The organism is Bacillus sp. B-jedd (assembly GCF_000821085.1).
Classification (GTDB): Bacteria; Bacillota; Bacilli; order Bacillales; family Cytobacillaceae; genus Bacillus_D.
On sequence record NZ_CCXR01000001.1, the window covers coordinates 395,349 to 418,316 of the forward strand.

At 42.5% G+C, this 22,968-nt stretch carries 21 protein-coding genes; 17 read left to right on the top strand and 4 right to left on the bottom strand.

Going from position 1 to position 22,968, the window contains the following annotated elements; all coding sequences use genetic code 11:
- Nucleotides 1-58: 58 nt before the first annotated feature.
- The 6 genes from BN1002_RS01930 (at nt 59) to BN1002_RS01955 (ending at nt 3,849) form a co-directional block, all read left to right on the top strand.
- Nucleotides 59-361: a hypothetical protein gene (locus BN1002_RS01930; protein WP_231574962.1), complete on the top strand. Its 303-nt coding sequence runs from the start codon at nt 59-61 to the stop codon at nt 359-361.
- A 19-nt stretch (nt 362-380) separates the two neighbouring features.
- Nucleotides 381-923 carry a histidine phosphatase family protein gene (locus BN1002_RS01935; protein ID WP_048823368.1) on the top strand — a complete coding sequence of 181 codons (543 nt, stop codon included), beginning with the start codon at nt 381-383 and terminating at the stop codon, nt 921-923.
- 18 nt (nt 924-941) lie between these two features.
- Nucleotides 942-1,688: a GNAT family N-acetyltransferase gene (locus tag BN1002_RS01940; RefSeq protein WP_048823369.1), complete on the top strand. Its 747-nt coding sequence runs from the start codon at nt 942-944 to the stop codon at nt 1,686-1,688.
- A gap of 20 nt (nt 1,689-1,708) precedes the next feature.
- The gene (locus BN1002_RS01945) at nt 1,709-2,551 is read left to right on the top strand and encodes a GNAT family N-acetyltransferase (protein WP_048823370.1); all 843 of its coding nucleotides are present in this window, start codon (nt 1,709-1,711) and stop codon (nt 2,549-2,551) included.
- Nucleotides 2,552-2,690: 139 nt separating this feature from the next.
- On the top strand, nt 2,691-3,221 hold the full coding sequence (locus tag BN1002_RS01950; RefSeq protein WP_048823371.1) for an RNA polymerase sigma factor: 531 nt from the start codon (nt 2,691-2,693) through the stop codon (nt 3,219-3,221).
- Nucleotides 3,196-3,849 carry a hypothetical protein gene (locus BN1002_RS01955; RefSeq protein ID WP_048823372.1) on the top strand — a complete coding sequence of 218 codons (654 nt, stop codon included), beginning with the start codon at nt 3,196-3,198 and terminating at the stop codon, nt 3,847-3,849. The genes BN1002_RS01950 and BN1002_RS01955 overlap by 26 nt, the downstream gene beginning before the upstream one ends.
- 84 nt (nt 3,850-3,933) lie before the next feature.
- Here the strand turns inward: BN1002_RS01955 and upp are convergent, their stop codons facing one another.
- A complete protein-coding gene (gene upp, locus BN1002_RS01960) occupies nt 3,934-4,563 on the bottom strand; it encodes a uracil phosphoribosyltransferase (RefSeq protein WP_048823373.1) in 630 nt (209 codons plus the stop codon).
- Nucleotides 4,564-4,809: 246 nt separating this feature from the next.
- Between upp and BN1002_RS01965 the strand changes: the two genes are divergently transcribed.
- Nucleotides 4,810-6,432 (top strand): PucR family transcriptional regulator, encoded by a 1,623-nt coding sequence (locus BN1002_RS01965; protein WP_231575079.1) that lies wholly within the window; start codon nt 4,810-4,812, stop codon nt 6,430-6,432.
- A gap of 65 nt (nt 6,433-6,497) precedes the next feature.
- Here the strand turns inward: BN1002_RS01965 and BN1002_RS01970 are convergent, their stop codons facing one another.
- Nucleotides 6,498-7,784 (bottom strand): purine/pyrimidine permease, encoded by a 1,287-nt coding sequence (locus BN1002_RS01970; RefSeq protein WP_048823375.1) that lies wholly within the window; start codon nt 7,782-7,784, stop codon nt 6,498-6,500.
- Nucleotides 7,785-8,097: 313 nt separating this feature from the next.
- Here BN1002_RS01970 and BN1002_RS01975 point away from each other — a divergent pair, with 313 nt between their 5' ends.
- The 6 genes from BN1002_RS01975 (at nt 8,098) to arcC (ending at nt 16,272) form a co-directional block, all read left to right on the top strand.
- Complete coding sequence (locus BN1002_RS01975; protein ID WP_197072724.1) at nt 8,098-9,660, top strand: SulP family inorganic anion transporter; 1,563 nt, start codon at nt 8,098-8,100, stop codon at nt 9,658-9,660.
- Nucleotides 9,623-10,294 (top strand): cysteine hydrolase family protein, encoded by a 672-nt coding sequence (locus BN1002_RS01980; RefSeq protein ID WP_048823376.1) that lies wholly within the window; start codon nt 9,623-9,625, stop codon nt 10,292-10,294. Before BN1002_RS01975 ends, BN1002_RS01980 begins: the two co-directional genes overlap by 38 nt.
- Nucleotides 10,295-10,315: 21 nt before the next feature.
- Nucleotides 10,316-11,869, top strand: coding sequence for a SulP family inorganic anion transporter (locus BN1002_RS01985; RefSeq protein ID WP_048823377.1), 1,554 nt, complete (start codon nt 10,316-10,318; stop codon nt 11,867-11,869).
- A 486-nt stretch (nt 11,870-12,355) separates the two neighbouring features.
- Nucleotides 12,356-13,894 carry an acyl-CoA synthetase FdrA gene (gene fdrA, locus BN1002_RS01990; protein ID WP_048823378.1) on the top strand — a complete coding sequence of 513 codons (1,539 nt, stop codon included), beginning with the start codon at nt 12,356-12,358 and terminating at the stop codon, nt 13,892-13,894.
- 9 nt (nt 13,895-13,903) lie between these two features.
- The gene (locus BN1002_RS01995) at nt 13,904-15,331 is read left to right on the top strand and encodes a YlbE family protein (RefSeq protein ID WP_048823379.1); all 1,428 of its coding nucleotides are present in this window, start codon (nt 13,904-13,906) and stop codon (nt 15,329-15,331) included.
- 5 nt (nt 15,332-15,336) lie between these two features.
- Entirely contained in the window at nt 15,337-16,272 is a 936-nt protein-coding gene (gene arcC, locus BN1002_RS02000; RefSeq protein ID WP_048823380.1) for a carbamate kinase, read from the top strand.
- A 104-nt stretch (nt 16,273-16,376) separates the two neighbouring features.
- Here the strand turns inward: arcC and BN1002_RS02005 are convergent, their stop codons facing one another.
- Nucleotides 16,377-16,865, bottom strand: a complete 489-nt coding sequence (locus BN1002_RS02005; RefSeq protein WP_048823381.1) for a cytochrome c-type biogenesis protein CcmH — start codon at nt 16,863-16,865, stop codon at nt 16,377-16,379.
- A gap of 227 nt (nt 16,866-17,092) precedes the next feature.
- Here BN1002_RS02005 and BN1002_RS02010 point away from each other — a divergent pair, with 227 nt between their 5' ends.
- The 4 genes from BN1002_RS02010 to BN1002_RS02025 are packed head-to-tail and all read left to right on the top strand — an operon-like array spanning nt 17,093 to nt 20,788.
- Nucleotides 17,093-17,761 carry a YknW family membrane protein gene (locus BN1002_RS02010; protein WP_048823382.1) on the top strand — a complete coding sequence of 223 codons (669 nt, stop codon included), beginning with the start codon at nt 17,093-17,095 and terminating at the stop codon, nt 17,759-17,761.
- Nucleotides 17,761-18,882 carry an efflux RND transporter periplasmic adaptor subunit gene (locus BN1002_RS02015; protein ID WP_048823383.1) on the top strand — a complete coding sequence of 374 codons (1,122 nt, stop codon included), beginning with the start codon at nt 17,761-17,763 and terminating at the stop codon, nt 18,880-18,882. Before BN1002_RS02010 ends, BN1002_RS02015 begins: the two co-directional genes overlap by 1 nt.
- Nucleotides 18,879-19,598: an ABC transporter ATP-binding protein gene (locus BN1002_RS02020; protein WP_048823384.1), complete on the top strand. Its 720-nt coding sequence runs from the start codon at nt 18,879-18,881 to the stop codon at nt 19,596-19,598. The genes BN1002_RS02015 and BN1002_RS02020 overlap by 4 nt, the downstream gene beginning before the upstream one ends.
- Nucleotides 19,595-20,788, top strand: coding sequence for an ABC transporter permease (locus BN1002_RS02025; RefSeq protein ID WP_048823385.1), 1,194 nt, complete (start codon nt 19,595-19,597; stop codon nt 20,786-20,788). Before BN1002_RS02020 ends, BN1002_RS02025 begins: the two co-directional genes overlap by 4 nt.
- Before the next feature lie 381 nt (nt 20,789-21,169).
- Here BN1002_RS02025 and BN1002_RS02035 read toward each other — a convergent pair whose 3' ends face one another.
- A complete protein-coding gene (locus BN1002_RS02035; protein ID WP_048823387.1) occupies nt 21,170-22,828 on the bottom strand; it encodes a glutamine--tRNA ligase/YqeY domain fusion protein in 1,659 nt (552 codons plus the stop codon).
- Nucleotides 22,829-22,968 lie beyond the last annotated feature (140 nt).

A 22,968-nucleotide genomic window follows, 5' to 3' on the forward strand; every position in this document is an offset into this window, starting at 1 on the left:
TGGATCATACAGCTATTTTATTTCTCCTTCTCAAGTTGATAATCTGAATGGAAATGAGGTGGTTAAACTGCTGGAATTCCTTGTCACCTTTCTGGCGGATATTTTTGCGGCAATCGGTATTGGCTATGGGAGCGGTTTAAATACGAAGAAAATTGACGCACATATTGAGCTTCTTGAGAAAGAAGAGTGGTTCAGAAAGTTATATAATGATGAGAAATACAGGCGCCTGTTTTTTGCCAATAAAAATGTCCGCGGGTATTTGCAAAATAAATATCGAGTAAACAGACTCATTGAAAATCGGCAGGCGCAGGAAAAGTTCATCAATTTACTGGAAAAGCAACTGGCTCGTAGAAAGAATTGAATAGAAAAGGGGAAACGGAATGAAAACAATCTATTTAATCCGCCATTGCAAGGCGGACGGGCAGGAACGGGAAGCAAGATTGACGGAGTTGGGCGAAAGCCAGGCCATTGGGCTCGCTCAATTTCTGAAGGGGAAACAGATTGATAGGATTGTTTCCAGCCCTTTTGACAGGGCGGTTGCAACCATTCTTCCTTTCGCAAAAGAGGCTGGAATGGAGGTTGAAACGGATGAAAGACTTTCTGAAAGGGTGCTGTGCACTGGAGAAAATCCTGATTGGCTCGATATGCTGCAACGGTCGTTCAATGACCCGGAACTGCTATTTGAAGGTGGGGAGTCCGGGGCGGCTGCCACTAAGCGGGGAATAGAAGCGATCAACGAGATTCTTGCAAAAACGGAAAAGAGTGCCGCTGTAGTTACACATGGGAACCTGATGGCGCTCATCCTCAAATACTATGATGAAAACTATGGCTTTAAAGAGTGGAAAGCATTGTCGAATCCAGATATATATGAGCTTAAGTTTGAAGAAGAAAAGCCGAAGATTCATAGGATATGGGAGAAATAAAAGAACCGGGGGATTAAGATGGATCAAATAAAGCAGATTGAAAGCCTGTTTGGCCCGGAATTTCATGTCCTGGCAGGACTGCCGATCTCGATTATTATCGAGCAAAAAGAACCAGGAAAACTCACCGGATGGGATAACAAAATAACAGCACTCATAGAAATTTCCCGGCAGCTGGAAGTCGAGCGGACGGGGGTCATAATCCAAAGAGGAAACTTGGAGGCAGGGGAGCTTCTCATTAAATGTGGGTTCGAGCATTTCTCCTCGAAGGTGGATGTGTACAAGAATTTGAACATCCACGAGGATGCGGAAGAAAAAGTCGACTGGCGTTCTCTTGAAAGCCCTGAACTGACTGAAGAACAGTTTAAGCAGTATTGGGAGCAGGCGATGAGTTTCTCAGCCAACCAGCCGTCAACCTTGACAATGGATCAGCATCTTGAGTCGGTGAGGGCAGAGCTGGGTGAAGGCTGGCGGAACACATGCCGTGTCTTTTTTGAAGGCGGAACAGCGGTCGGGGTGGCCATCCCGCATATGGAACCTGGAAGCCCCGGCGAGGGAAGGCTTTTCTATTTCGGCATCCTGCCCGGCGCGAGGGGACGGGGACTTGGTTCACTTTTGCATAAACAGGCCCTTTCGATGCTGAAGGAGCTTGGGGCGGAGTATTATGTGGGAAGTACGCATATGGGGAATGCGGCGATGCAGCGGGTTTTTGAACGGAATGGCTGCCAGGTCCGGGCATATACGGAGTCGTATTATATATATTTATAACGTGTGCAAGGGGACGGAAAATGCTTAAGGTTGAACGGTTTTGCGAGGATGATATTCCTGGTCTTGTGGCGTTATCGGCGGCAGTAGGCTGGGATTATGATGAAGCTGAATTGAGAACGGTCTTGTCTGCAGGTGAGATGTTTGGCCAACTTGATGAGACAGGAAAGATTATATCAAGTGCGGCTATTATTTCTTATGGGCAAGGGTTGGCATCCCTTGGAATGGTTATTGTCCATCCCGATCATCGGGGGCTTGGACTTGGGAAAATGGTAACCGAGAAATGTCTAAAAGCGGTTCCGGAGGAGACTGCGGTAATGCTTGTTGCCACTCCGGAAGGCCGGCCTATGTATGAAAAAATGGGCTTTTTTGAAACGGGCAAAATTATTAAATGTATTGCTGACAATTACACCCCGGGTGATTTGAATGACGATGGTATAGAAATTCGCAGGGTTGTTTCGGATGATATGGCTACAATACTCGATATGGATAGAAAAGCGTTTGGCGGGGATCGTCGGAAATTAATGGAAAGCCGGATTCGTCAAGCTCGCCGAAGTGTTGTGGCCATGAACAAACAGGGAAAGCTTCTTGGTTTCTGCCTTTCTGTCGAAGGACCGGTTAATATGATTATTGGACCACTTGTAGCGGAAAATGATCAGGTTGCGGCTCTTCTTATTGATGCTGTTTCAAAGGATTATAAGGGAAAGTTCCGGATTGATCTTCCTGCCGAGAGGAATTCGATTCTGCCGTTTTTAAAGGCACGGGGCTTTGTTGAAGCGGCAATGCCTCCGCTGATGTTGAATAGTGACAGGCCAATGGGGCGAGACAGTAAACTGTATGCCTTGGCGGCACAAATTTTTGGATAGCATTTTTGCTGGGAACAGTTTCTGGTAAAATGTAGTATGACGAGCCTGGCACAGTCACATGCCGGGCTTTATCGATAAGGCTGCCACATTAGGGCACGTGGTTCCGTCTACTATTTGAGAGGAAAGCGGAGGAAACCGGATGTCGAGGAAAGAGATTATTTCGGAGTGGTTCCATCAGTACAGCCATGATGTTTATCATTTTTTGATTTATTATACGGGCAAAAGTGATGTCGAGGATCTTGTCCAGGAGACGTTCATCAAGGCGCTGAAAGGCCTAGAGCGTTTCAACTACAACTCAAGCCCGAAGACATGGCTGTTTACGATTGCTCGGAATTTGGCAATTGATGAGGCGAGGAAGAAGAAAAACAGGATTTGGGATAAAATCGCGCGGTTTGATCAAATGGCGGAAGGTGTCGCCGCGGAGACGCCGGAAACGATTTTTGAGGAAAATGAACAGGCGCGGGAGCTGCTGACGGCGATTCAGAAGCTGAAGCAGAATTACCGGGAAGTCGTGATTTTAAGGGGCATCAAGGAATTGAGTGTGGCGGAAACAGCTGCGGTACTGGATTGGACCGAGGACATGGTCAGGACGAATTATTCTCGCGCCCTGAAAGCGCTCCGCAATCAAAAAGGAGGTGGCCTCAATGAGCGGTCAGGAAGAATTTCGTGAACTGGAATCGGCATTGAAGGGCCTTCCGCAGAAACAGCTGAAGCAAGCTTCTTTTGATAGGATTCATCAATCGATTATCGAGGAGGCCGACCGGCTTGATGCTAAGGATCGGTGGATGAGGGTTATGAAACGGTCGCTCGCCGGGGTGACGGGTGCAGCGGCGCTTTTCGTCGTTATATTGGTAGGATATCTTGTAGTAAATCAAGGCAGTTTCGACCAGTCGGAGTCTGCAAAAATGTCCGAAGATAAAGCCTCAGGAGGCGACCAGGACACCGGAGATAGGAAGATGGAGAACTTTAGTAATGGGGATTTAAATGGGGAACTCACCGTCGAAGCCTTGAAGAGTAAGGATGGGACGAATGATTGGACCGGCAGGAGAATCAATGATGCGTCGGAGATTGAGCGGATAAGGGGAATATTTGGCGGTGCAGAGTGGGAGGAAACTACAGCCAAAATGGACCGGGCAGAGGCAGACTTCATCCTGAATGGTAAATACTCTATTTCAGTATTGCCGGAGGACAACAGTCTTGAAATTTTTGTTGAAGGTGAAAACAAATACACGAAGCTGCCAAAAGAAGAATCCGAAATATTATATAAAATTTTGGCAGGAAAAAAGCCCGGCGAGTGAGCTGCCGGATTTATAGAGTGTGGAAAATAGTGAAACACAACCAAAGTCCCTGTACCGTAATTGGTCAGGGACTTTGATTATTTCTTATTTGGTACCAAATAAACGATCTCCCGCATCTCCAAGGCCAGGAACAATATAGCTTTTTTCATTCATGTTCTCGTCTAGGGCAGCCAGGTAAATATCCACGTCTGGATGTTCGGTGTGTATGATATCAATGCCTTGCTGGGCCGCACAGATACACATAAGTTTAACACTATTTGCTCCACGTTTTTTTAAAGCCGCAATTGCAGCGCAGGATGATCCGCCTGTTGCCAGCATAGGGTCCAAAACGATAAGTTCCCTCTCGTTGATATCAGATGGGAGTTTGGCGTAATATTCTACAGCCATGAGAGTTTCGGGGTCACGGTACAGTCCGATATGGCCAACTTTTGCCGAGGGAATTAATTTGAGGATTCCATCAACCATTCCTAGGCCAGCTCGCATAATTGGCACAATCCCTAACTTTTTCCCACTGATAATTTTTGATGTCGTCTGACTGACCGGGGTCTCAACTGTAATTTCCTTAAGCGGAAGACTTCTGGTAATTTCATATACCATTAAGGCTGCTACTTCATTAACTAACTCGCGAAACTCTTTTGTCCCCGTATTTTTATCGCGAATGAAGGTTAGTTTGTGTTGAATTAAAGGATGGTCAAACAAAACTATATTTTTCATATATGCTCCTGACATTAAAATAGTATTAAATTAATAGTATACCAAAATAGATAGTTACTCATTAGCAGTTTTCCACATAATTTGAGCTAATATTTATATAGTAGTGACAAATCCTAAAGCTTTATAAAAAAATAAAAATTTGGTTGCTGCCTATGTGATACGATTGTGTTTAAGTGTTGCATTAAAAAAATATAAAAATCATCAAGTGGTTTCTGGTTAAACATCGAGGGGGTTACTGCGTTGGATGTGACAATAAAGGATATTTTAGAGCTTAAAAGTTTCGATAAGGTTAAAGTTATTGCTGGCGAGGAAGGTATGAATAATAAGATTAATAATGTATATTTTATGGAAGTGCCTGATATATTCAGTTTTATTGATAGTAATGGCCTGTTACTGACGACTCTTTATCCAATAGCCCATGATAAAGAAGCAATTGAGCGATTTCTCCCCAAATTGGTTGATAAAAAGATTTCAGCTATTGGCATTAAACCTGGCCGATATATAGATGAAATTCCACAGGTCATGCTTGATCAAGCCAATACGTTAGATTTGCCTCTGTTAGTCCTTCCTGACGATGCAAACCTTTCAGTATTAAGTAATGGTATTTTAGAGGCCTTGCTCGATAAGAAAAATTCCATGCTCGAATTCAGAGATGATGTACATAACCAATTGATTAAACTTCTACTGGAAGGTTCAGATCTCACAAAACTGGTAAAATCACTCTCGGCTATAATTAAATCGCCTGTTCTGTTAATTAACGAGCGTCTGGAATTAATTACGAGTTCGATTAATCCTAAGCAAATTTCAGTAGAAAAAAGAGTTGCAATCAAACAATCCTATAGGAACGTTGAAAATATTAAAGACACTATCCAGATAAGTATATATGGACATAATCATTTGGAAGAAGACATCATTTTTAATCCCATTATTGCGGGAGAGGAGTGTTTAGGTTATTTTATCGCTTTGCCCAGCAATTTGGAGTATAGAATAAATATAAAAGTAGCATTGGAACAGGCATCCTTACTTTCCGCATTTTTATTTTTGAAGGAAGAAGCAGTTTTGCAAAAGGAAAGAAACCACCTCGATTCATTTGTCAGAGACTTGCTAAATCAAAAAATAAAATCCCAGCTAGAAATAATGCAAAAAGCAAAGGTATTTAAATGGGATTTAGATTTCCCTGTTATTCTCTTAAACATTGAGGAACTGAGCAACGATGAATCTATCAAAAAGGGATTTTATGCTCAAATGAAGGATATAGAAATGATTGAAAGAATTATATCGGAAAAATTGGATTTACCACTCCAAAAATGTAAAGTAATTCATCATGATGATGGACTGATTTGTTTTATTAGTGTGCTATTTGAAAATAGGAAGAATGAGAGGCTTCGTGTGGCCTGTGAAAGTGTTATTAATTATTATAAAAACAAGTATAAATTGGGGATTTCTAAATCGAGAATTGTAGAAAAGCTGACCGATTTAAAAGAAGCCTATGATGAAGCGAAGGTAGCCACTAAAATCTTTAGAATTTTAGAGAAAAAGGAAGCTTTTATTAGAAGCTATGATGACCTTGGGGTTTATAAAATTATTCACCATATTAGTGATAGAAACGTTCTGAAGGAATATGTTAATTCTAAAATAGGTGTCCTGTTGAATACGCCGGATACAGATATGCTTGATATGATTTCTTGTTTAATAAAGAATAATTTCAATTTGCAGAAGACAGCAAAAGAGCTTTTTATCCATTACAATACGCTGAGATACAGACTTGAAAAGTTAAAGGAAAGCGGAATTGATTTTAATAATGGTTTTGATCTCGCGGAAGTAGCCCTGGCTTATAAAATTCATATTTATCTGGAACTAGGCAAATAAGTATTTCTTCAAAAAAAAATCTCCCGTTCTAAGGGAGATTTTTGTTTTGTGTTTTTTAATCATATTTATTCTGCTTTTTGTAACCTGGTCTTATTCCTGCTTGCTATCTCGACAAATAAAATCATTAAGGTACCGACTACCAGTCCATTGCTTAGTAGTGTAACAGCAATAGGGTGCAAGGAAGAAAAAGCATCCAATGGAACAAACATCAACCCAATTCCTGTGAAAAGTGGAACGGTAACCTTCTTAACCACTTTGTCAATTTCTTCATTTTGAAATAGTTCACGTAATCCCAGAGTTAAAATTTCTACATATACTGGAAGAATTGCAGCATAGCCTACTGCTACAGGTAATGTGGAAATAAAGGCCATAATTGGAGAGAGGAGGCTTGCAATTAAAACTAGTAAGGAACCAATAACAAAAGGTGTTTTATTATAAATTTTGCTTGTCTGTATAAAACCTGCAGCTCCAGAAATAGAAACCGTCCCCATTGTGGAAAATAAACCGCCCAGTATTTGCCCGAGACCCATAACGATACCTGATTTAATAATACTGGATTTTTGTGATTTTGATGTATAGTGTTTGATGACCTTCTCGACCACTTTAATACTTGCAATCATATTTGTAAGCAGTAGAACTGTGATTAGAAAGATAATTGGGAGCATTCCTGCTTCAAACTTTGGAGGACCGAATACAAACATGGATGGAAGTTTGAAAATATGGGCAGTTTTTGCAACAGTATGGGAGCCAAGATCGAAAATTCTATAGATAGCCCAGCCTATTCCAAGACTGATAATGATACTGTATTGGCTGAATTTATGACTTCTGTTTAACCAAAAAGATAAAATTGCGGTAAAAGCTGAAAGTAGTAAAAGTTTTAGGTTAACTGTACCATTCGATGAAATTCCCAACATAGCTGTTAGAAAGGCACCGCTTAATTGGACAATCAACAATATTAGATAAGTACCGATAACTGTGGCCGTGAAAAACTTTGCTAAATGGTTAACCAATCCAAATGACGTCATTATGATTGCCATTATCCCGCTAATGAAAAGGGCCGTTTCAAGCACTTGTAAAGTTTCTAGAGAGGAACTATATAATGTCTTCCCAATTCCCGCATACAAAATAAAAAAACCCCACCAAAGTCCTGCAGGCCCCTCATTAATTGGCAGTTTATGGCCAAAGGTAATTTGAAGAAGGCCAGTTAACGCTAATACAAAAAATGTCCTTGAAACAAAATCGATTGAATCCTGTCCTGTCAAGCCGTAAAGGGTTCCTATTGCAACAGGAACAACAATGCTTCCTGAAACAATATATAAAAACCACTGCAGCGATGTAAATGTACTTTTCAAAGTAAAATCCCCTTTATTCATAAGTCGAAAAACGGCATAAATGAAAATTATCACATTATAAGCAAGAGGGTCAACAGGGGTTTTACGAAAAATACTCCTCAATATAAAACATTTAGATATGATTAATTTTCTGTTGAAAAGTTTTATTTATTTATTATTCTTTTGTTATAAAAGTTAACGAAAATTTAACTTGTTTTTGTAGAAGAGTGCCAATGATATCCTCTCATTTAGGTGTTACGATTATTATGCTTCAAAAAAGATATCCGGATTATCAAAATATTTAAATCTGTAAGTCAGGAAGCGAGGAGTTGCCATGACCCAGCAGAAGGTAAAAATTTGGACTAAAGGTGATATAGATGGCTTTTTTGGGTTGTTCACAAATAATTTAACTAATCTTTTAATTATGGCTGGATTACTGAATCTGTCCATTGGCTTGCCTGCAAAACTAGTTTACGGAGAGATTCTTCCTGCTGTCGGTCTCTCAATTTTTGTTAGTAGTATTTTCTACACCTATATGGCCTATAGGCTTTCAAAATGTGAAAAAAGGCTGGATGTGACCGCTCTTCCAACTGGAGTGAGTGTCCCGCATATGTTTTTAATTGTTTTTCTAATTATGGGCCCTGTTTATTGGAAAAGTGGTGATCCTTATCTAGCATGGTTTACTGGTTTAACCTGGTGTTTGATCAATGGATTAATAGCCATGAGTGGGTCTATAATAGGCCCGAAATTAAGGGATATTCTTCCCCGGCCTGCTATGTTAGGTACCTTAACGGGTGTGTCTTTAACGTTTATTGTTATGACTCCTGCTATGAACACATGGGAAGTTCCCTATATCGGCTTTGTTTCATTGGTTATTATCCTTCTAGGTTGGTTTGGGAAAGTTAACGCGCCGTTTAAAATTCCCATCGGCTTAGTGGCTATTGTAGTCGGTACCATCATAGGCTGGGCTACAGGTTATATGGATATTAAAGCTGTTACAGATTCTTTTAATCATATAGGATTTTCCTTACCTGCATTTTCTGTAAGCCGTTTAATAGATGGTTTCGGTGTTGCTCTTCCATTCCTAGCATCTGCTGTACCACTTGGTATATATAATTTCATGGAAACTATTGATAATTTGGAAAGTGCCTCCGTAGCTGGTGACCATTATAACACGCGACAAGCTCTGGTCTTTGATGCAACCTCCACAATAGTAGCAAGTTTATTCGGAAGTCCGTTTCCAATCGCTGTATATATTGGACATGCAGGCTGGAAGGAAGCAGGCGCCAGGATAGGTTATTCCTGGATGACTGGTCTCTCGGTTCTGATATTAACCTGGCTTGGATTAATTTCACTCTTACACACATTAATTCCATTAGTCGCTATTTTGCCGATTCTTATCTATATAGGTTTAATTATCGGGGCACAGGCATTCCAATCGACGGATAAAAAATATGCACCTGCAATTATACTCGCAATGATACCTTGGCTGGCAAACTGGGGACAAAATATTATTGATACAGCAATAAATGCAGCTCAAACGACAGCAAAGGAAATTGGCTTTAGTGCAATTGCACAGTCAGGCCTCAATTATAGTGGCATGGTAACCCTTGGTGCGGGAGCTATTATAGTAGGAATGATTTGGTCTAGTATTCTAGTTTTTATTATTGATCAGAATTTTAAAAACGCAGGTATCGCAAGTTTAGTGGGCTCATTATTATCCTTTTTTGGGATTATTCATTATGAAACTGTATCTTTCGCTGTTGGAACTGAAATGTCACTCAGTTATTTGGTGATTAGTTTCATTTTTATTATGTTGCATATAAAAAAAAATAAACGTTATTTAGGAGGAATCATCCATGACAAAACAATTAACAATGAAAGCGAAGCCATTTGATTTTGAGTTTAATCCCGAACATACTGCCCTTGTAATTATTGATATGCAACGTGACTTTTGTTACCCGGGAGGATTTGGTGAAAAACTTGGAAATGATATTACTTTAACAAGGTCTATAATTCCCCAGTTGCAAAGGGTTTTGGAAAAAGCACGGGAGTCTGGCTTAACTGTTATTCATACCCGTGAAGGACATAGACAAGATCTCTCTGATTGTCCGCCTAGTAAGTTGAACAGAGGAAAGAAGCAAGGGGCAGGTATCGGCGATGAAGGACCAATGGGAAGGATTTTGGTTCGTGGCGAATATGGTCATGATATTGTTGACGAATTAAAACCTGTTAATGGAGAGATTATTATTGACAAGCCTGGTAAGGGTGCTTTTTATAGAACGGACTTAGATCTCATATTAAAAAATAAAGAAATAACTCATTTGCTAGTTGGTGGAGTTACAACACATGTTTGTGTCCAGACTACTATTCGGGAAGCAAATGACAGGGGCTATGAATGTTTATTATTGGAGGATTGTGCGGCTGCTTTCGATCCTCAAGATCACGAAGATTCCATTAGAATGATACACCAGCAGGGTGGTATTTTTGGGTGGACAGCCCCCTCTGAAAGTTTATTAAAAGTGTTGTAATAAAGAAGGAGAATAATACAGATGAATACTAAAATCGGTACCCCATGGTTTGTTAAAGGAGATTTAAATGGATTTTTTGGTCTGTTTAGTAATGTTCTAACTAATATACTTGCTGCAATTGGATTGCTTGTTTTTGCTATAAAGATGCCGGGAGATATTGTATATGGGCATATTGTTCCTGGAACAGCAGTTGCAGTAGGGCTAGGTGGAATAATACTTGGAATTCAGGCTAGGCGGAAGTCTTTAAAGGAAAATAGGGATAATGTTACGGCAATGCCGTATGGAATAAGTGTTCCGCACTATTTTGTGGTGGCATTCGCAGTTATGCTTCCGGTTTATGCGCAAACAAAAGATTGGACTTTAGCCTGGTCCGTTGGCGTTGCATGGAATATTGTACAAGGGATTGTAATTACACTAGGAGCTTTTGTAGGACCATTTATACAAAAGTATATTCCGAGATCCGCTATGCTTGGCTCACTGGCTGGTATAGCACTAACCTATATAGCTATGAATCCAATCGGACAGGTGTTTACAACGCCTCATATTGGCTTATTAACATTAGTAATCGTTATTGCAGGCTGGCTTGCACACAAAAAGTTCCCAGGGAATATGCCGGCTGGATTAATGGCAATTGTAATAGGTATGATTATTGCTTGGGCTACTGGATTTATGAATGTAAATGAGGTTAAAGAAGCAGCTAAAGGGTTCTCAGTTGCTTTTCCTACTCTAGCTAACTTTGGAAATATAGTTGAAGGATTTGCCTACTTGTCACCTTTCTTAGCTGCAGCTATTCCGCTGGCAATCTATGATTTTCTCGAAAGCTTGGACAATATTGAAAGCGCGTCTGTTGCTGGGGACCACTATCCTATTACTTTAACAATGTTGATTCCAGGTCTATTAACACTTCTTGGTGCTCTCTTAGGAAGTGTATATCCTATGATTGTTTATATCGGACATCCGGGATGGAAAAAGGCTGGTGCACGAGTAGGATATTCTATTGCAACAGGGGTTGGAGTAATACTTCTAGCATTTCTAGGGCTTCTTCCGCTAGTCCTAACTGTAGTACCACTAGTTGCGCTTCTGCCTATCTTGGTTTATATTGCCATGGTCATTGGAGCGCAAGCCTTTGGAGAAACGAAACCTCAGCATATTCCGGCACTTATTATTGGGCTTATGCCATTTGTGGCTAGTTATGTTATTACTCAAATAAAAAATGCGTTAGGGGCAGTTGGAACGACGCCAAGTGAAGTTGGGTATGATGTATTGGCTGCTAACGGCATACCATTCTTAGGATGGCAAACACTAGGTTCAGCAGATATTCTCGTTTCAATGTTATTAGCTACAATTGTTATATTTATTATTGACCGTAATTATAAACGCGCAGCACTTTATGCTGTTATATCAGCAGTATTATCCTACTTTGGCGTAATTCATGGACCCGAAATTGGGATTGGCGTTGGGCTGAAAATATCAATTGGATATTTAGTAATGGCAGTTGGACTGATAGGTCTGCATTATTATAAAAATGAGGAAAAAGTAGAAAACAAATTAATGGGCAAAGAAAAGTTGTCATAATTATGAATCCTATTAACACTCCCATTAAATTCTCTAAATTTAGATCTGCTGGTATGGTTATGTAAATTAATAAGGAGTTAAACTCTTTGTACTGTACTCAGTGTTTTTGGGAATGTGATAAATATGATATCTGATGACTATAATTTCTTTTTGTTTTGGTAATCAAAAAATATTCTATTCCTCTATAAATAGATTAAAGTAAATGAATCTACAGATGTTCTTGCCATGTTTTAGAAATAAAACCAAGTAACCCTATAGTTTTAAGCGGAAAATATTGTGGTTGGATCTACTTAAACTCAATTTTGAGAAAGCGGAGAAATGGGATTTATCTATTTCACGCTTTTCTCTTTTGAGTAGAGAATATCTAGCCACAACACTAAAAGAAATCAACTACTTAATCATTACTGCTATTGTTCAGGAATAAATAAAGTTTTTGGAGTAGGTTTTGCTTTAGTAATGATGTTAGAAGGATAAAGGAGAATCAGAATGTCTGTAAAAGTGATAACTAAGAAAAATTCCTATTATGACTCTGTAACATTGATGTCACTATCTGGGAAGGTCCAACTCCATGAGGGGGTACAGGAAGCGATAGTTTCAATGGGAACAGCCATGAACAAGGAATTGTTAGAAAATGTAGGATTATTAACTGATGAAGCTAAAAGCGCTTCTGAAAATGATTTGATTATTGCAATCAGAACTGATTCGGAAGAAGTTACTAATCAAATAGTTGAACTAATCGATGAACAGCTCAACTCAAGAAAAAGTTCGAAGAAAAAGGGTGCTAGGGCTGTAAAAACGATAAATGCCGCAGTAGCTGAAATGCCGGACGCAAACATGGCGGTAATTTCTGTTCCCGGAGAATTTGCTGCACGTGAAGCAAGGCAAGCGCTAGAGCAAGGGTTAAACGTAATGCTCTTCAGTGACAATGTTTCTCTCGAAGATGAAAAATCATTGAAAGAACTTGCCAGTGAGAAAGGATTATTTGTAATGGGGCCTGATTGCGGCACGGCAATCATTAATCAAGTTGGCCTTTGTTTTGCAAATGAAGTTCGAAAAGGAAATATTGGCATAGTTGGCGCCTCAGGAACGGGAATTCAGGAAGTTACTGTCCAAATAAACCGTTTGGGTTTTGGAATTACCCAAGCGATTGGGACAGGGGGACGGGACCTTCATGAGTCAATTGGCGGTATTATGATGCTCCAAGGGTTGAATGTCCTAATAAAGGATGAACAGACTGAAGTGATTGTTTTAATCTCTAAGCCACCTGCGTTGCCAGTCCAAGAAAAGATCCTCAACGAGGTGAAAAAATCTCCCAAACCGGTTGTTGTCTGTTTTATTGATGGCGAAGCTGGTGAAGTGGAAAAAGCGGGGGCAACATTTGCTCCAACATTGTTTGAAGCAGCCAAGTCTGCAGTCCAACTAGTAGATCCCGAATTTGAATTTAAATCTGAGTTCACGGAAAAACAAATTGACTGGATAGAAGAGGCGAAAAATAAGTCTGCAGGTTCCCAAAAATACATTAGAGGCCTTTTTTGCGGGGGCACTTTAACTGCTGAATCTTTAGCAATTCTGCGTAGATATACTAGTTACTTAAAGAGTAATGTGGCAAAGAAAAGTGCTGAGAAACTTGAAGATATTAAAACTAGCATAGGAAATACCTTACTCGATCTTGGGGATGATGCCTTTACTGTTGGAAAACCGCATCCGATGATTGAACCATCGCTAAGAAATAAAAGAATTTTGCAGGAAGCCTCAGATCCTGAGACGGCAGTTTTATTGCTGGATTTTGAGTTGGGGTATGGGTCACATGAAAGTCCAGTAGGAGAAACACTTGAAACAATCAAAAAGGCACAAAAATTTGCAGGTGAAAATGGTCGCACTCTTCCGGTTGTAGCTTATATTTTAGGAACGCCACTTGATAAACAAGATTATTTTGAGCAAGAAAAGGCTTTGGTTGAAGCAGGAGTATTAGTAGCAAAAAGTAATGAGGAAGCAACTATTTTAGCTGCAAAGCTAATTCAATAAGGAGGAAAAATGGTGGTCGATACTAGTTTATTATTCAGTCAATCTCTTAAAGTAGTCAATATAGGCACTTCAAAATTTAAAGATGATTTGGATCTTCAGCGGAAAGAAGTTATTCAAGTAGACTGGCAGCCTCCTGCCGGTGGAAAACTCGAGCTCGTTAATGCACTTGATAATCTTTCAGGCAAAGAATCAATAGATGCAGCCAATGATGAAGTAATTAGAAAAATTAAAGAAGCCCACCCCATCCTTGTCGATATTGACCAAGCTATTAATGTTGTTCCTGGTATGCATGCCAAGAAAATCTTGCATGCAGGCCCTCCTGTAAAGTGGGATGATATGTGTGGACCTATGCAGGGAGCTGTTATCGGCGCCTTAATCTATGAAGGCCTTGCTAAAGATGAGGAATCAGCGAGACATCTTGCTTCATCTGGGGAAATTGACTTTGCACCTTGCAATGAGCATTCTGCTGTTGGACCAATGGCAGGAATCATCTCTGCCTCGATGCCGGTCCATATCATTGAAAATGCCACTCATGGAAATAAGGCGTATTGTACAGTAAATGAAGGTTTAGGCAAAGTCCTCCGCTTTGGTGCATTTTCCGCTGAGGTAATTAACCGCCTAAAATGGATCGAGAAAACGTATATGCCTTCATTAAAAAAGACTCTTGCTGTAAGCAAAGGAATCGATATAAAATCTATCATCGCTCAATCCCTTCACATGGGGGATGAATGCCATAATAGAAATAAAGCATCTACAGCCCTTTTCTTTAGAGAAATCACTGATTCCTTTTTACAAGCAGGTCTAAACGAGAAAGACCTAAAAGAATCGCTTGCATTCATTAAAAATAATGAACATTATTTCTTAAATCTATCCATGCCTGCCTGTAAGGTATCGCTTGAAGCAGGACATGGGGTTCCTAATTCTACGGTAGTCACAACTATGGCAAGGAATGGCGTGGAGTTTGGAATTCGCGTAAGCGGGATGGGAAAAAACCAATGGTTTACCGCCCCGGCAAATATTGTGGATGGTTTAATGTTCCCTGGCTATACAAAAGCTGATGCCGCTCCAGACCTTGGCGATAGTGCGATAACCGAGACGATGGGTATAGGTGGTTTTGCAATGGGAGGAGCCCCTGCCATTGTCCAGTTTGTTGGCGGGGTTGTTGAGGATGCCATTGATTATAGTACGCAAATGTATGAAATAACAGTAGGTGAAAACAACAACTATTCATTACCGAGTCTTGACTTCAGGGGATCTGCGTTTGGAATTGATATTCGCAAGGTAATTGAAACAGGAATCCTGCCAGTGATTAATACGGGTATGGCTCATAAGGTAGCAGGCGTTGGCCAAGTAGGTGCAGGGATTGTTAATCCTCCATTTGAATGTTTTGAAAAGGCCCTAATAGACTTTGAAAAAGTTTACCGTCAGGAGGTTTAAAGATTATGAGCAAAATAATGATTGCTCTCGGAGGTAATGCGCTAGGGTCTAGTCCTGAAGAACAATTGACACTCGTAATGGAAGCATCAAAACCAATAGTTGATTTGGTGGAACAGGGGCATGAGGTAGTTATTGCCCATGGAAATGGGCCGCAGGTGGGGATGATCCACATGGCGATGGAGATTGCTGCCGGCCATAATAAATCAATTCCCACCGTTCCTATGGCCGAGTGTGTGGCTATGAGCCAAGGGTATATTGGATATCATTTGCAAAATGCTATCAGAGAAGAACTTCATAATCGAAACATTGCTAAAAGTGTAGTTTCACTAATTACACAAGTTGTTGTTGATAAAACAGATGATGCATTTTTTAGCCCGACAAAGCCAATAGGCATCTATTATTCGGAGGAAGAGGCAAAACTCTTTCAGGCAGCAGGAACCCCAATGGTAGAAGATTCAGGCCGGGGCTATAGAAAGGTGATTCCATCCCCACTTCCTATAAAAATAGTGGAAACTGATGCAGTTAGAACGCTAGTGGAAAATGGGCATATTGTCATTACTGTCGGAGGAGGCGGAATTCCTGTTTTGGAGGATGGAACTTCCTTAACTGGTGTACAAGCCGTTATTGATAAGGACTCGGCAAGCGAAAAAATGGCTGAAGAACTAGATTTGGATTATCTATTTATCCTAACTGCTGTAGAGAGGGTTGCCATTAACTTTGGAAAATCAAATCAAGAAGACTTGGAATATGTCTCGGTAGATGAAGCAAGGATGTGGATAGAAGAAGGCCAATTTCCTCCAGGAAGCATGCTGCCAAAGGTTCAATCCGCTATTCGATTTGTAGAATCTAAAAAAGGCAGAAAAGCAGTGATATCCTCTCTGGAAAAAGCAAAGGAAGCTATACTTGGAAAAACAGGAACGACATTTTACAATAAAGTTTAATATAGTTTCATTGAGCATAAGAAACAATTTGAAAGCCCGTTTGTATGACGGGCTTTTTTTATGTTTTTCTTCCTAATGCACAAGAACATCCCATCCATTTTCTCTTATAAATATTTCTTCCTCTCTTTATCAATGAGCGATGCGTATAGCTCTTCCTCCATCTCATCGAGGTTGGCTGAGCCGGTGGAAAGCCCTTTCGCTGCGTTCCTTTTCCACTTTTTAATAAAAAGAAAGATAAAGAAGCTGAAGAGGAACAAGGCTGTAAAGGGAAGAGCCCATAAGGTGAGATTGAAGCCTTCCTTTGGCGGGGCATTCAATGCCTGGACTCCCTGGTTTTTTAAATAGTAATCAATGATTTCATCCTTGGTCATGCCTTGCTGGAACATCCCGGCGACTTCCTGATAATAAACCTGCTTGACGCTGCAGCTGGCATAATCGTGGGTTCCATGCTCTTCCATCGACAGCATATTGACTGTTTCAAGAAAAACCGGATCGCCGTAATCAAACGTATTGTGTGAAATTTCCTCATCAGCGAAAACATTTTGCGAAGAAAATAAAAGCAGTACGGATAGCATAAACATCAGTCTTTTCACAAGACCGCCTCCTTATACTTTTATTATACCAATAGGGGTATAGAAGGAAGGGGACAGTTGTTACAAATCTGTTAACCTATGATTTTTGCAAAAAAGAAAGTTGAAACTATTCAGTAGTTCAAACGTCTTAAATACTAGAAAAATTCAGGAAAATGACCCATATCTATTTATACATATGCCTTTATATGGTAAGTTTTCCATAAGAGAATAAAGAGGGGGAGCAGTTTATGGAAACTCAAATTGAAACAGACGTAAAAAAATCTTCGCCATCGCTTTTGGGAATTTTCACCAGTCCAGTGGAGCAATTTGAAAAGATCAGGACCAATCCAAAGATTTGGATTCCGCTGTTGATTGTCAGTGTGATTTATATAGTCGGCATGGCGCTTATGGCGATGACGATGACCGTTGATACGCTGATAAAACAAGGAGTGCCGAAAGAAAGCGCTGAGACGATCCTCATGGGAGCAAGAATTGGAGTTGTCGCAACGGGATTATTAAGCCCGGCATTTGGCGCTCTTATTTCAAGTGCCATCCAGCTTTTGGTTGCGAAAATTGCCAAGGCTGAAGTCTCTTTCAGACAGCTATTCTCGATGAATACTCATATCGGCTTTATCTCCGCAATCGGTCTCGTCTTGAATATGGCTGTTGCCGCCGCCATTGGCCTTGATGGAGATACTTTCATTACGAGCATCGCAGGCCTGCTTGGCAAGCAGGGAGGAGTTTTGAGCGCGATTGAGGTATTTTCCATCTGGGGAATGATTTTGACAGCAATCGGCCTTCATAAAACGGCCCATTTCCCTAAGGTGCTGGCATGGGCGATCTCGATCATTTTCTTCCTGATTGGCATCGGATTTACTTTAATAGGAATAATGCTGCAGGGGGCGCCTAGTCTCTAATGAAAAAGAAAATTATAATCGGCACATTAGTAGTTTTATTGCTGTTGTCCATGATTGGCGTCAGCGTTTATCGTGAAGTATATGCCCAGGGGCCGGCTGTCAAAGTATTGGAAGTGAAACAGGACGAAATTTCTTCTTATCTGATGGTTCCGGGATCAGTCTCCCTCGAAGAAGAGCAGGCGGTCTATTTGTCGCCAGAGCGCGGCACTTTGAAGGATATCCTCGTAGAGGAAGGACAGGCGATCAAAAAGGGCACTGTCCTTGCAAAATTCGAGAACGCCCAGCTTCAGCTAGAGGCGGAACAAAACACGCTGTCGCTTGAATCAAACAATCTGAAAATCACTCAGCTTAGAAAACAACTAAGCGACTTGAAAGAACAAGAGCGGACACTTTCCGGCGGACTTCTGCCTGACCCGGCCGCGGCGGGACAAATTACCGCACAAATCAGCCAGGTCGAGATGGAGCTGAAAGTGGCCGAACTGGAATTGAAGCAGGCGAATTTGCAGAAGGAAAGTATCGCGAAAAGAGCGGGAGAGCTCGAAATCAAAAGTACAATTGAGGGTACAGTTTTGCTTGTGGATGAAAGCGCCTCTTTGACTGCCGCGGGAGCTGCCCAGCCAATCGTGCTTGTTGGCAAAATGGAAGGCTTGATCGCAAAAGGGTTTTTGTCCGAATATGACACCTTGAAGGTGAGTGCCGGGCAAAAGGTTATCCTCCGCTCCGATGCGGTTCCGGATAAAACATGGCCGGGTGAAGTGACAAAGGTGAGCACGCTTCCTGAATCCCAGGCGGCGATGGGCGGATCCCAGGCGGTCCAATACCCGGTGCTTGTCAAGCTTTCCGGCAAAAATCCTGTTCTTAAACCGGGCTTCCAGGTCATTATGGAAATCGAGACGGAGAAAAAGACAGCGATTGTCCTTCCGGATACAGCCATTGTGGAGGAAGATGATGCCCAATATGTGTATGTGGTGAAAAAAGGGATTGCCCATAAAAAAGAAATCCAGACAGGCATCATTACAGGCTCCAAGGTAGAAGTGACCAAAGGGATCAAGGAAAAGGAAAAAGTGATTGCCAAACCTCCAGCCAAGATCAAGGACGGCATGGAAGTGACTGTGAAATGATTGAACTGCAATCGATCACGAAGACATACACAGTAGGAACAGAAAAAATAGATGTTTTGAAAAATGTATCTGTAAAAATCGAGGATGGCGAATTTGTCGCCATCATGGGTCCCTCGGGTTCTGGCAAGTCAACACTCATGAACATTATCGGCTGCCTAGATAAACCTTCCGTCGGAACGTATCTTCTTGATGGGGAGGATGTATCAGGCTATAAAGAACCGGATTTGGCCAAGGTCCGAAACGAATCGATCGGGTTTGTGTTTCAGCAGTTCCATCTGCTGCCACGGCTGACCGCCCTGAAAAATGTCGAGCTTCCAATGATTTACGCAGGGGTCCTGGCCGAGGAGCGGAAGGAACGTGCCGAGGAGGCGCTCGAAAAGATGGGGCTCGGGGACCGGATGGACCATTTGCCCAATGCGCTTTCAGGCGGCCAAAAGCAGCGGGTCGCGATCGCGAGGGCGATTGTGAACAGGCCCTCCTTGATTCTCGCTGACGAACCGACTGGCGCACTCGATACGAAAACAAGCCGGACGATTATGGAACAGTTTCAAAAGCTGAACGGGGAAGGGGTCACCGTGATTGTCGTTACCCACGAACCGGAAATCGCCGAATACGCGAACAGGACCATCATGGTCAGGGATGGGGAAATTGTTCCTGCCGTTTCCGTTGAACGTAAATGGGATACCCCGGCACAGGAATGGGGTGACGGTGGATGAGCTTGATGGAAAATATCAAAATGGCGCTTGGGTCGCTTAAGGCCCATAAAATGAGATCGATTTTAACGATGCTCGGCATTATCATCGGTGTTGGCGCGGTCATTATCGTTGTTGCGATTGGCCAGGGCGGAGAAGCGATGCTGAAAAACCAGATTACAGGCCCGGGCAATACAATCGAGGTATTTTACCAGCCCTCCGATGAAGAAATCCGCGTGAATCCGAATGTCTTCAACCAGGCGCCATTTACCCAGGAGGATATCCGGGCGCTGAAACAAATTCCGGAAATCAAGGAGGTCATTGCCTCCAGTTCGCAGTTTTCCACCGCAAGAATTCAAGATAAAGCAGTCGATGTATCCGCGACCGGCATTTCGAATGAGTACATTGATCTTCATGAATTGAAGGTGAAAAAAGGCCGTACGCTAACGGCATCCGACTTCCTTGGCGGCAGGCGCTCCGCCCTCGTCAGCCACAAGCTGCAGGAGGAACTGTTTGAAGGGAAATCCCCCGTCGGGAAAGTCATTCTCGTTGCCGGACAACCGGTCGAGGTGGTAGGAGTCCTGGAAAAACCTGAAGGGCTGTTCGCTTTCGGTTCAATGGAGGTTTATCTCCCTTTCCAGACCTGGCGGACGATATTCGGCACTTCTGATTACACCCAGCTGACCCTTCAGGCATCCAATCCGGATAGGATCCAGTCGGCTGGGAAAAAAGCGGCGAAAACGTTGAACAAGCTTCACAACACAGAAAAATCCTACCAGGTCATTAATATGGAAGAAATTGCTGCAGGCGTGGGCCAGGTGACGAAAATCATGACTTTGATCATAGGCAGCATTGCCGGCATTTCCCTATTCGTTGGCGGTATCGGAGTAATGAACATCATGCTCGTTTCGGTCACGGAGCGGACGCGTGAAATTGGCATCAGGATGGCGCTCGGGGCAACCCGGAACCAGGTCTTGACCCAGTTCCTGATCGAGTCGGTCACGCTGACACTGATTGGCGGCATTCTCGGGATTTTCCTTGGTTGGGGAGTCGCATCCCTTGTCAGTGTTTTTGCCGGCTGGCCTTCCCTTGTGTCATGGCAGGTCGTCTTGATCGGTGTCCTGTTCTCGATGGTCATCGGTGTTATTTTCGGAATCCTGCCTGCAAACAAAGCGTCCAGGCTTGATCCGATAGAATCGTTGAGGTATGAATAAACAATTGTTCGTTAATTAGAGATGCCCCTTGCACGTTTACCAACGTGTGAGGGGTGTTTTTGCAAAAAATTGCCTGTTCAAACTGCAGCTGTTTATGAAATTGGATAATAGAGTGAGAGATTTGGATAATAAACCAGAGCAACTCGATAATAAACCGGTTAATTTCGATAATAAATCAGGGGAATTGGATAATAGAACAGCGGAATTGGATAATAAAACAGAGGAATTGGATAATAAAGCAGAAAATCCCGATAATAAGCATTCGTCCAAAAGCAAAACCCCCTTCTCGCCGCATCCTACCCGGCGAAAAGGGGGTTTATTTGTATGAGTGTACAATGTTCTTTTGCAAAAACAGATCACTTTCGACCCGGCAAAGCCAAATTATAACCTGAACGAGCTCTTCAGCGACACAATCCGGTTAAATACCGGCTTTTCAACTGATGTGTATTTCGGATCGACATTAAAATAGCCATGGCGGAAGAACTGGAACTTATCCTGCGGCTGGACATCCTTCATGTTCGGCTCCACGAACCCCTGGAGCACCTCTAAGGATTTCGGATTCACTTTATCAAGGAAGGTTTTTTCATCGCCTTCGCCATCTTCCTCACCGTCCTCATCCAGAATGAGCGGTTCGTACAGCCTGAATTCGGCGGGAACGGCATGGTTTGCGTCAACCCAGTGAATCGTTCCTTTCACTTTGCGGCCAGTGAAGCCGGAACCGCTCTTCGTTTCCGGGTCATATGTGCAGCGAAGCTCGATTACATTGCCTTCGTCATCCTTGATGACTTCCTCGCACTTAATGAAATATGCATGCTTCAGACGGACTTCATTCCCAGGGAACAGGCGGAAGTATTTTGCAGGCGGATTCTCCATAAAATCGTCCTGTTCAATATAAATCTCGCGGGTGAATGGAATCTGCCTCATGCCCATTTCCTCATTTTCCGGGTTGATTTCGGCATCGAGCCACTCCACTTCACCTTCAGGGTAGTTAGTGATGACTACCTTGAGCGGGTTCAGTACAGCCATCGTCCTTGGGGCTTTCAGCTTCAAGTCCTCACGTACAAAATGCTCAAGCATTTGCTCATCGACGGCACCTGAGCCCTTGGAAACACCAGTTTCACGGACGAATGCGCGGATAGCTTCAGGAGTATAGCCGCGGTGGCGCATCCCGGAAATGGTTGGCATCCTCGGGTCATCCCACCCATCGGCGAAGCCCTCGTCCACAAGCTGCTTCAGCTTCCGTTTACTCATGACTGTATTAGTGATATTGAGGCGGCCGAACTCGATTTGCTGCGGTGTCGCCTCCATTTCGCACTGCTCGACGACCCAATTGTAGAACGGGCGCTGGTCTTCGAATTCAACCGTACAGATCGAGTGGGTCACGCCCTCAATCGCATCTTCAAGCGGGTGCGCGAATGCATACATCGGGTAAATGCACCATTTGTCGCCTGTGTTATGGTGCTCGGCATGGGCAATCCGATAAATAACCGGGTCGCGGAGATTGATGTTAGGCGAACTCATATCAATCTTTGCGCGAAGCACCTTTTCGCCGTTCTCGAATTCGCCAGCCCTCATCCGTTCAAAAAGTTCAAGGTTTTCCTCAATCGGCCTGTCGCGGTACGGACTGTTTTTGCCTGGCTGGGTCAGTGTGCCGCGGTATTCACGGATTTCGTCTGCGGAAAGGTCATCCACATAAGCAAGCCCTTTTTTGATCAAAAGAACCGCCTTGTTGTACATCTCTTCGAAATAATCCGAAGCAAAGAAAAGGTTATCCCACTCAAAGCCGAGCCACTGGACATCTTCTTTGATGGAATTGACGTACTCGACATCCTCCTTCAGTGGGTTCGTGTCATCAAAGCGGAGGTTGGTCGTGCCGCCAAATTCGTCAGCCAGCCCGAAATTCAGGACGATCGATTTGGCGTGGCCGATATGTAAATAGCCGTTCGGTTCAGGAGGGAAGCGGGTCACAACCGTTTTACGCTTGCCCGTTTCCAGATCCTTAATGATGATGTCGCGAATAAAATTAGACGTATTGTCCACAGTTTTCTACCTCTTTCAGAACGCTAAATGATACTTGTATATATATCATAAATACTGTTATTTTTCCATAATACCGGCTATTTAACAGGGAAACCACCCGATTTGGCAAAAAAATATCATTAATCCCCCAATCAGTCTAA

What these genes read in the sequence shown, in the direction of transcription:
- upp (WP_048823373.1), bottom strand. Translation starts at nt 4,563, where the DNA reads ATGAAAAATATAGTTTTGTTTGACCATCCTTTAATTCAACACAAACTA.
- BN1002_RS02025 (WP_048823385.1), top strand. Translation starts at nt 19,595, where the DNA reads ATGAGCTTGATGGAAAATATCAAAATGGCGCTTGGGTCGCTTAAGGCC.
- fdrA (WP_048823378.1), top strand. Translation starts at nt 12,356, where the DNA reads ATGTCTGTAAAAGTGATAACTAAGAAAAATTCCTATTATGACTCTGTA.
- BN1002_RS01975 (WP_197072724.1), top strand. Translation starts at nt 8,098, where the DNA reads ATGACCCAGCAGAAGGTAAAAATTTGGACTAAAGGTGATATAGATGGC.
- arcC (WP_048823380.1), top strand. Translation starts at nt 15,337, where the DNA reads ATGAGCAAAATAATGATTGCTCTCGGAGGTAATGCGCTAGGGTCTAGT.
- BN1002_RS02015 (WP_048823383.1), top strand. Translation starts at nt 17,761, where the DNA reads ATGAAAAAGAAAATTATAATCGGCACATTAGTAGTTTTATTGCTGTTG.
- BN1002_RS02020 (WP_048823384.1), top strand. Translation starts at nt 18,879, where the DNA reads ATGATTGAACTGCAATCGATCACGAAGACATACACAGTAGGAACAGAA.
- BN1002_RS01985 (WP_048823377.1), top strand. Translation starts at nt 10,316, where the DNA reads ATGAATACTAAAATCGGTACCCCATGGTTTGTTAAAGGAGATTTAAAT.
- BN1002_RS01940 (WP_048823369.1), top strand. Translation starts at nt 942, where the DNA reads ATGGATCAAATAAAGCAGATTGAAAGCCTGTTTGGCCCGGAATTTCAT.
- BN1002_RS01945 (WP_048823370.1), top strand. Translation starts at nt 1,709, where the DNA reads ATGCTTAAGGTTGAACGGTTTTGCGAGGATGATATTCCTGGTCTTGTG.
- BN1002_RS01995 (WP_048823379.1), top strand. Translation starts at nt 13,904, where the DNA reads ATGGTGGTCGATACTAGTTTATTATTCAGTCAATCTCTTAAAGTAGTC.
- BN1002_RS01950 (WP_048823371.1), top strand. Translation starts at nt 2,691, where the DNA reads ATGTCGAGGAAAGAGATTATTTCGGAGTGGTTCCATCAGTACAGCCAT.
- BN1002_RS01955 (WP_048823372.1), top strand. Translation starts at nt 3,196, where the DNA reads ATGAGCGGTCAGGAAGAATTTCGTGAACTGGAATCGGCATTGAAGGGC.
- BN1002_RS02010 (WP_048823382.1), top strand. Translation starts at nt 17,093, where the DNA reads ATGGAAACTCAAATTGAAACAGACGTAAAAAAATCTTCGCCATCGCTT.
- BN1002_RS01935 (WP_048823368.1), top strand. Translation starts at nt 381, where the DNA reads ATGAAAACAATCTATTTAATCCGCCATTGCAAGGCGGACGGGCAGGAA.
- BN1002_RS01980 (WP_048823376.1), top strand. Translation starts at nt 9,623, where the DNA reads ATGACAAAACAATTAACAATGAAAGCGAAGCCATTTGATTTTGAGTTT.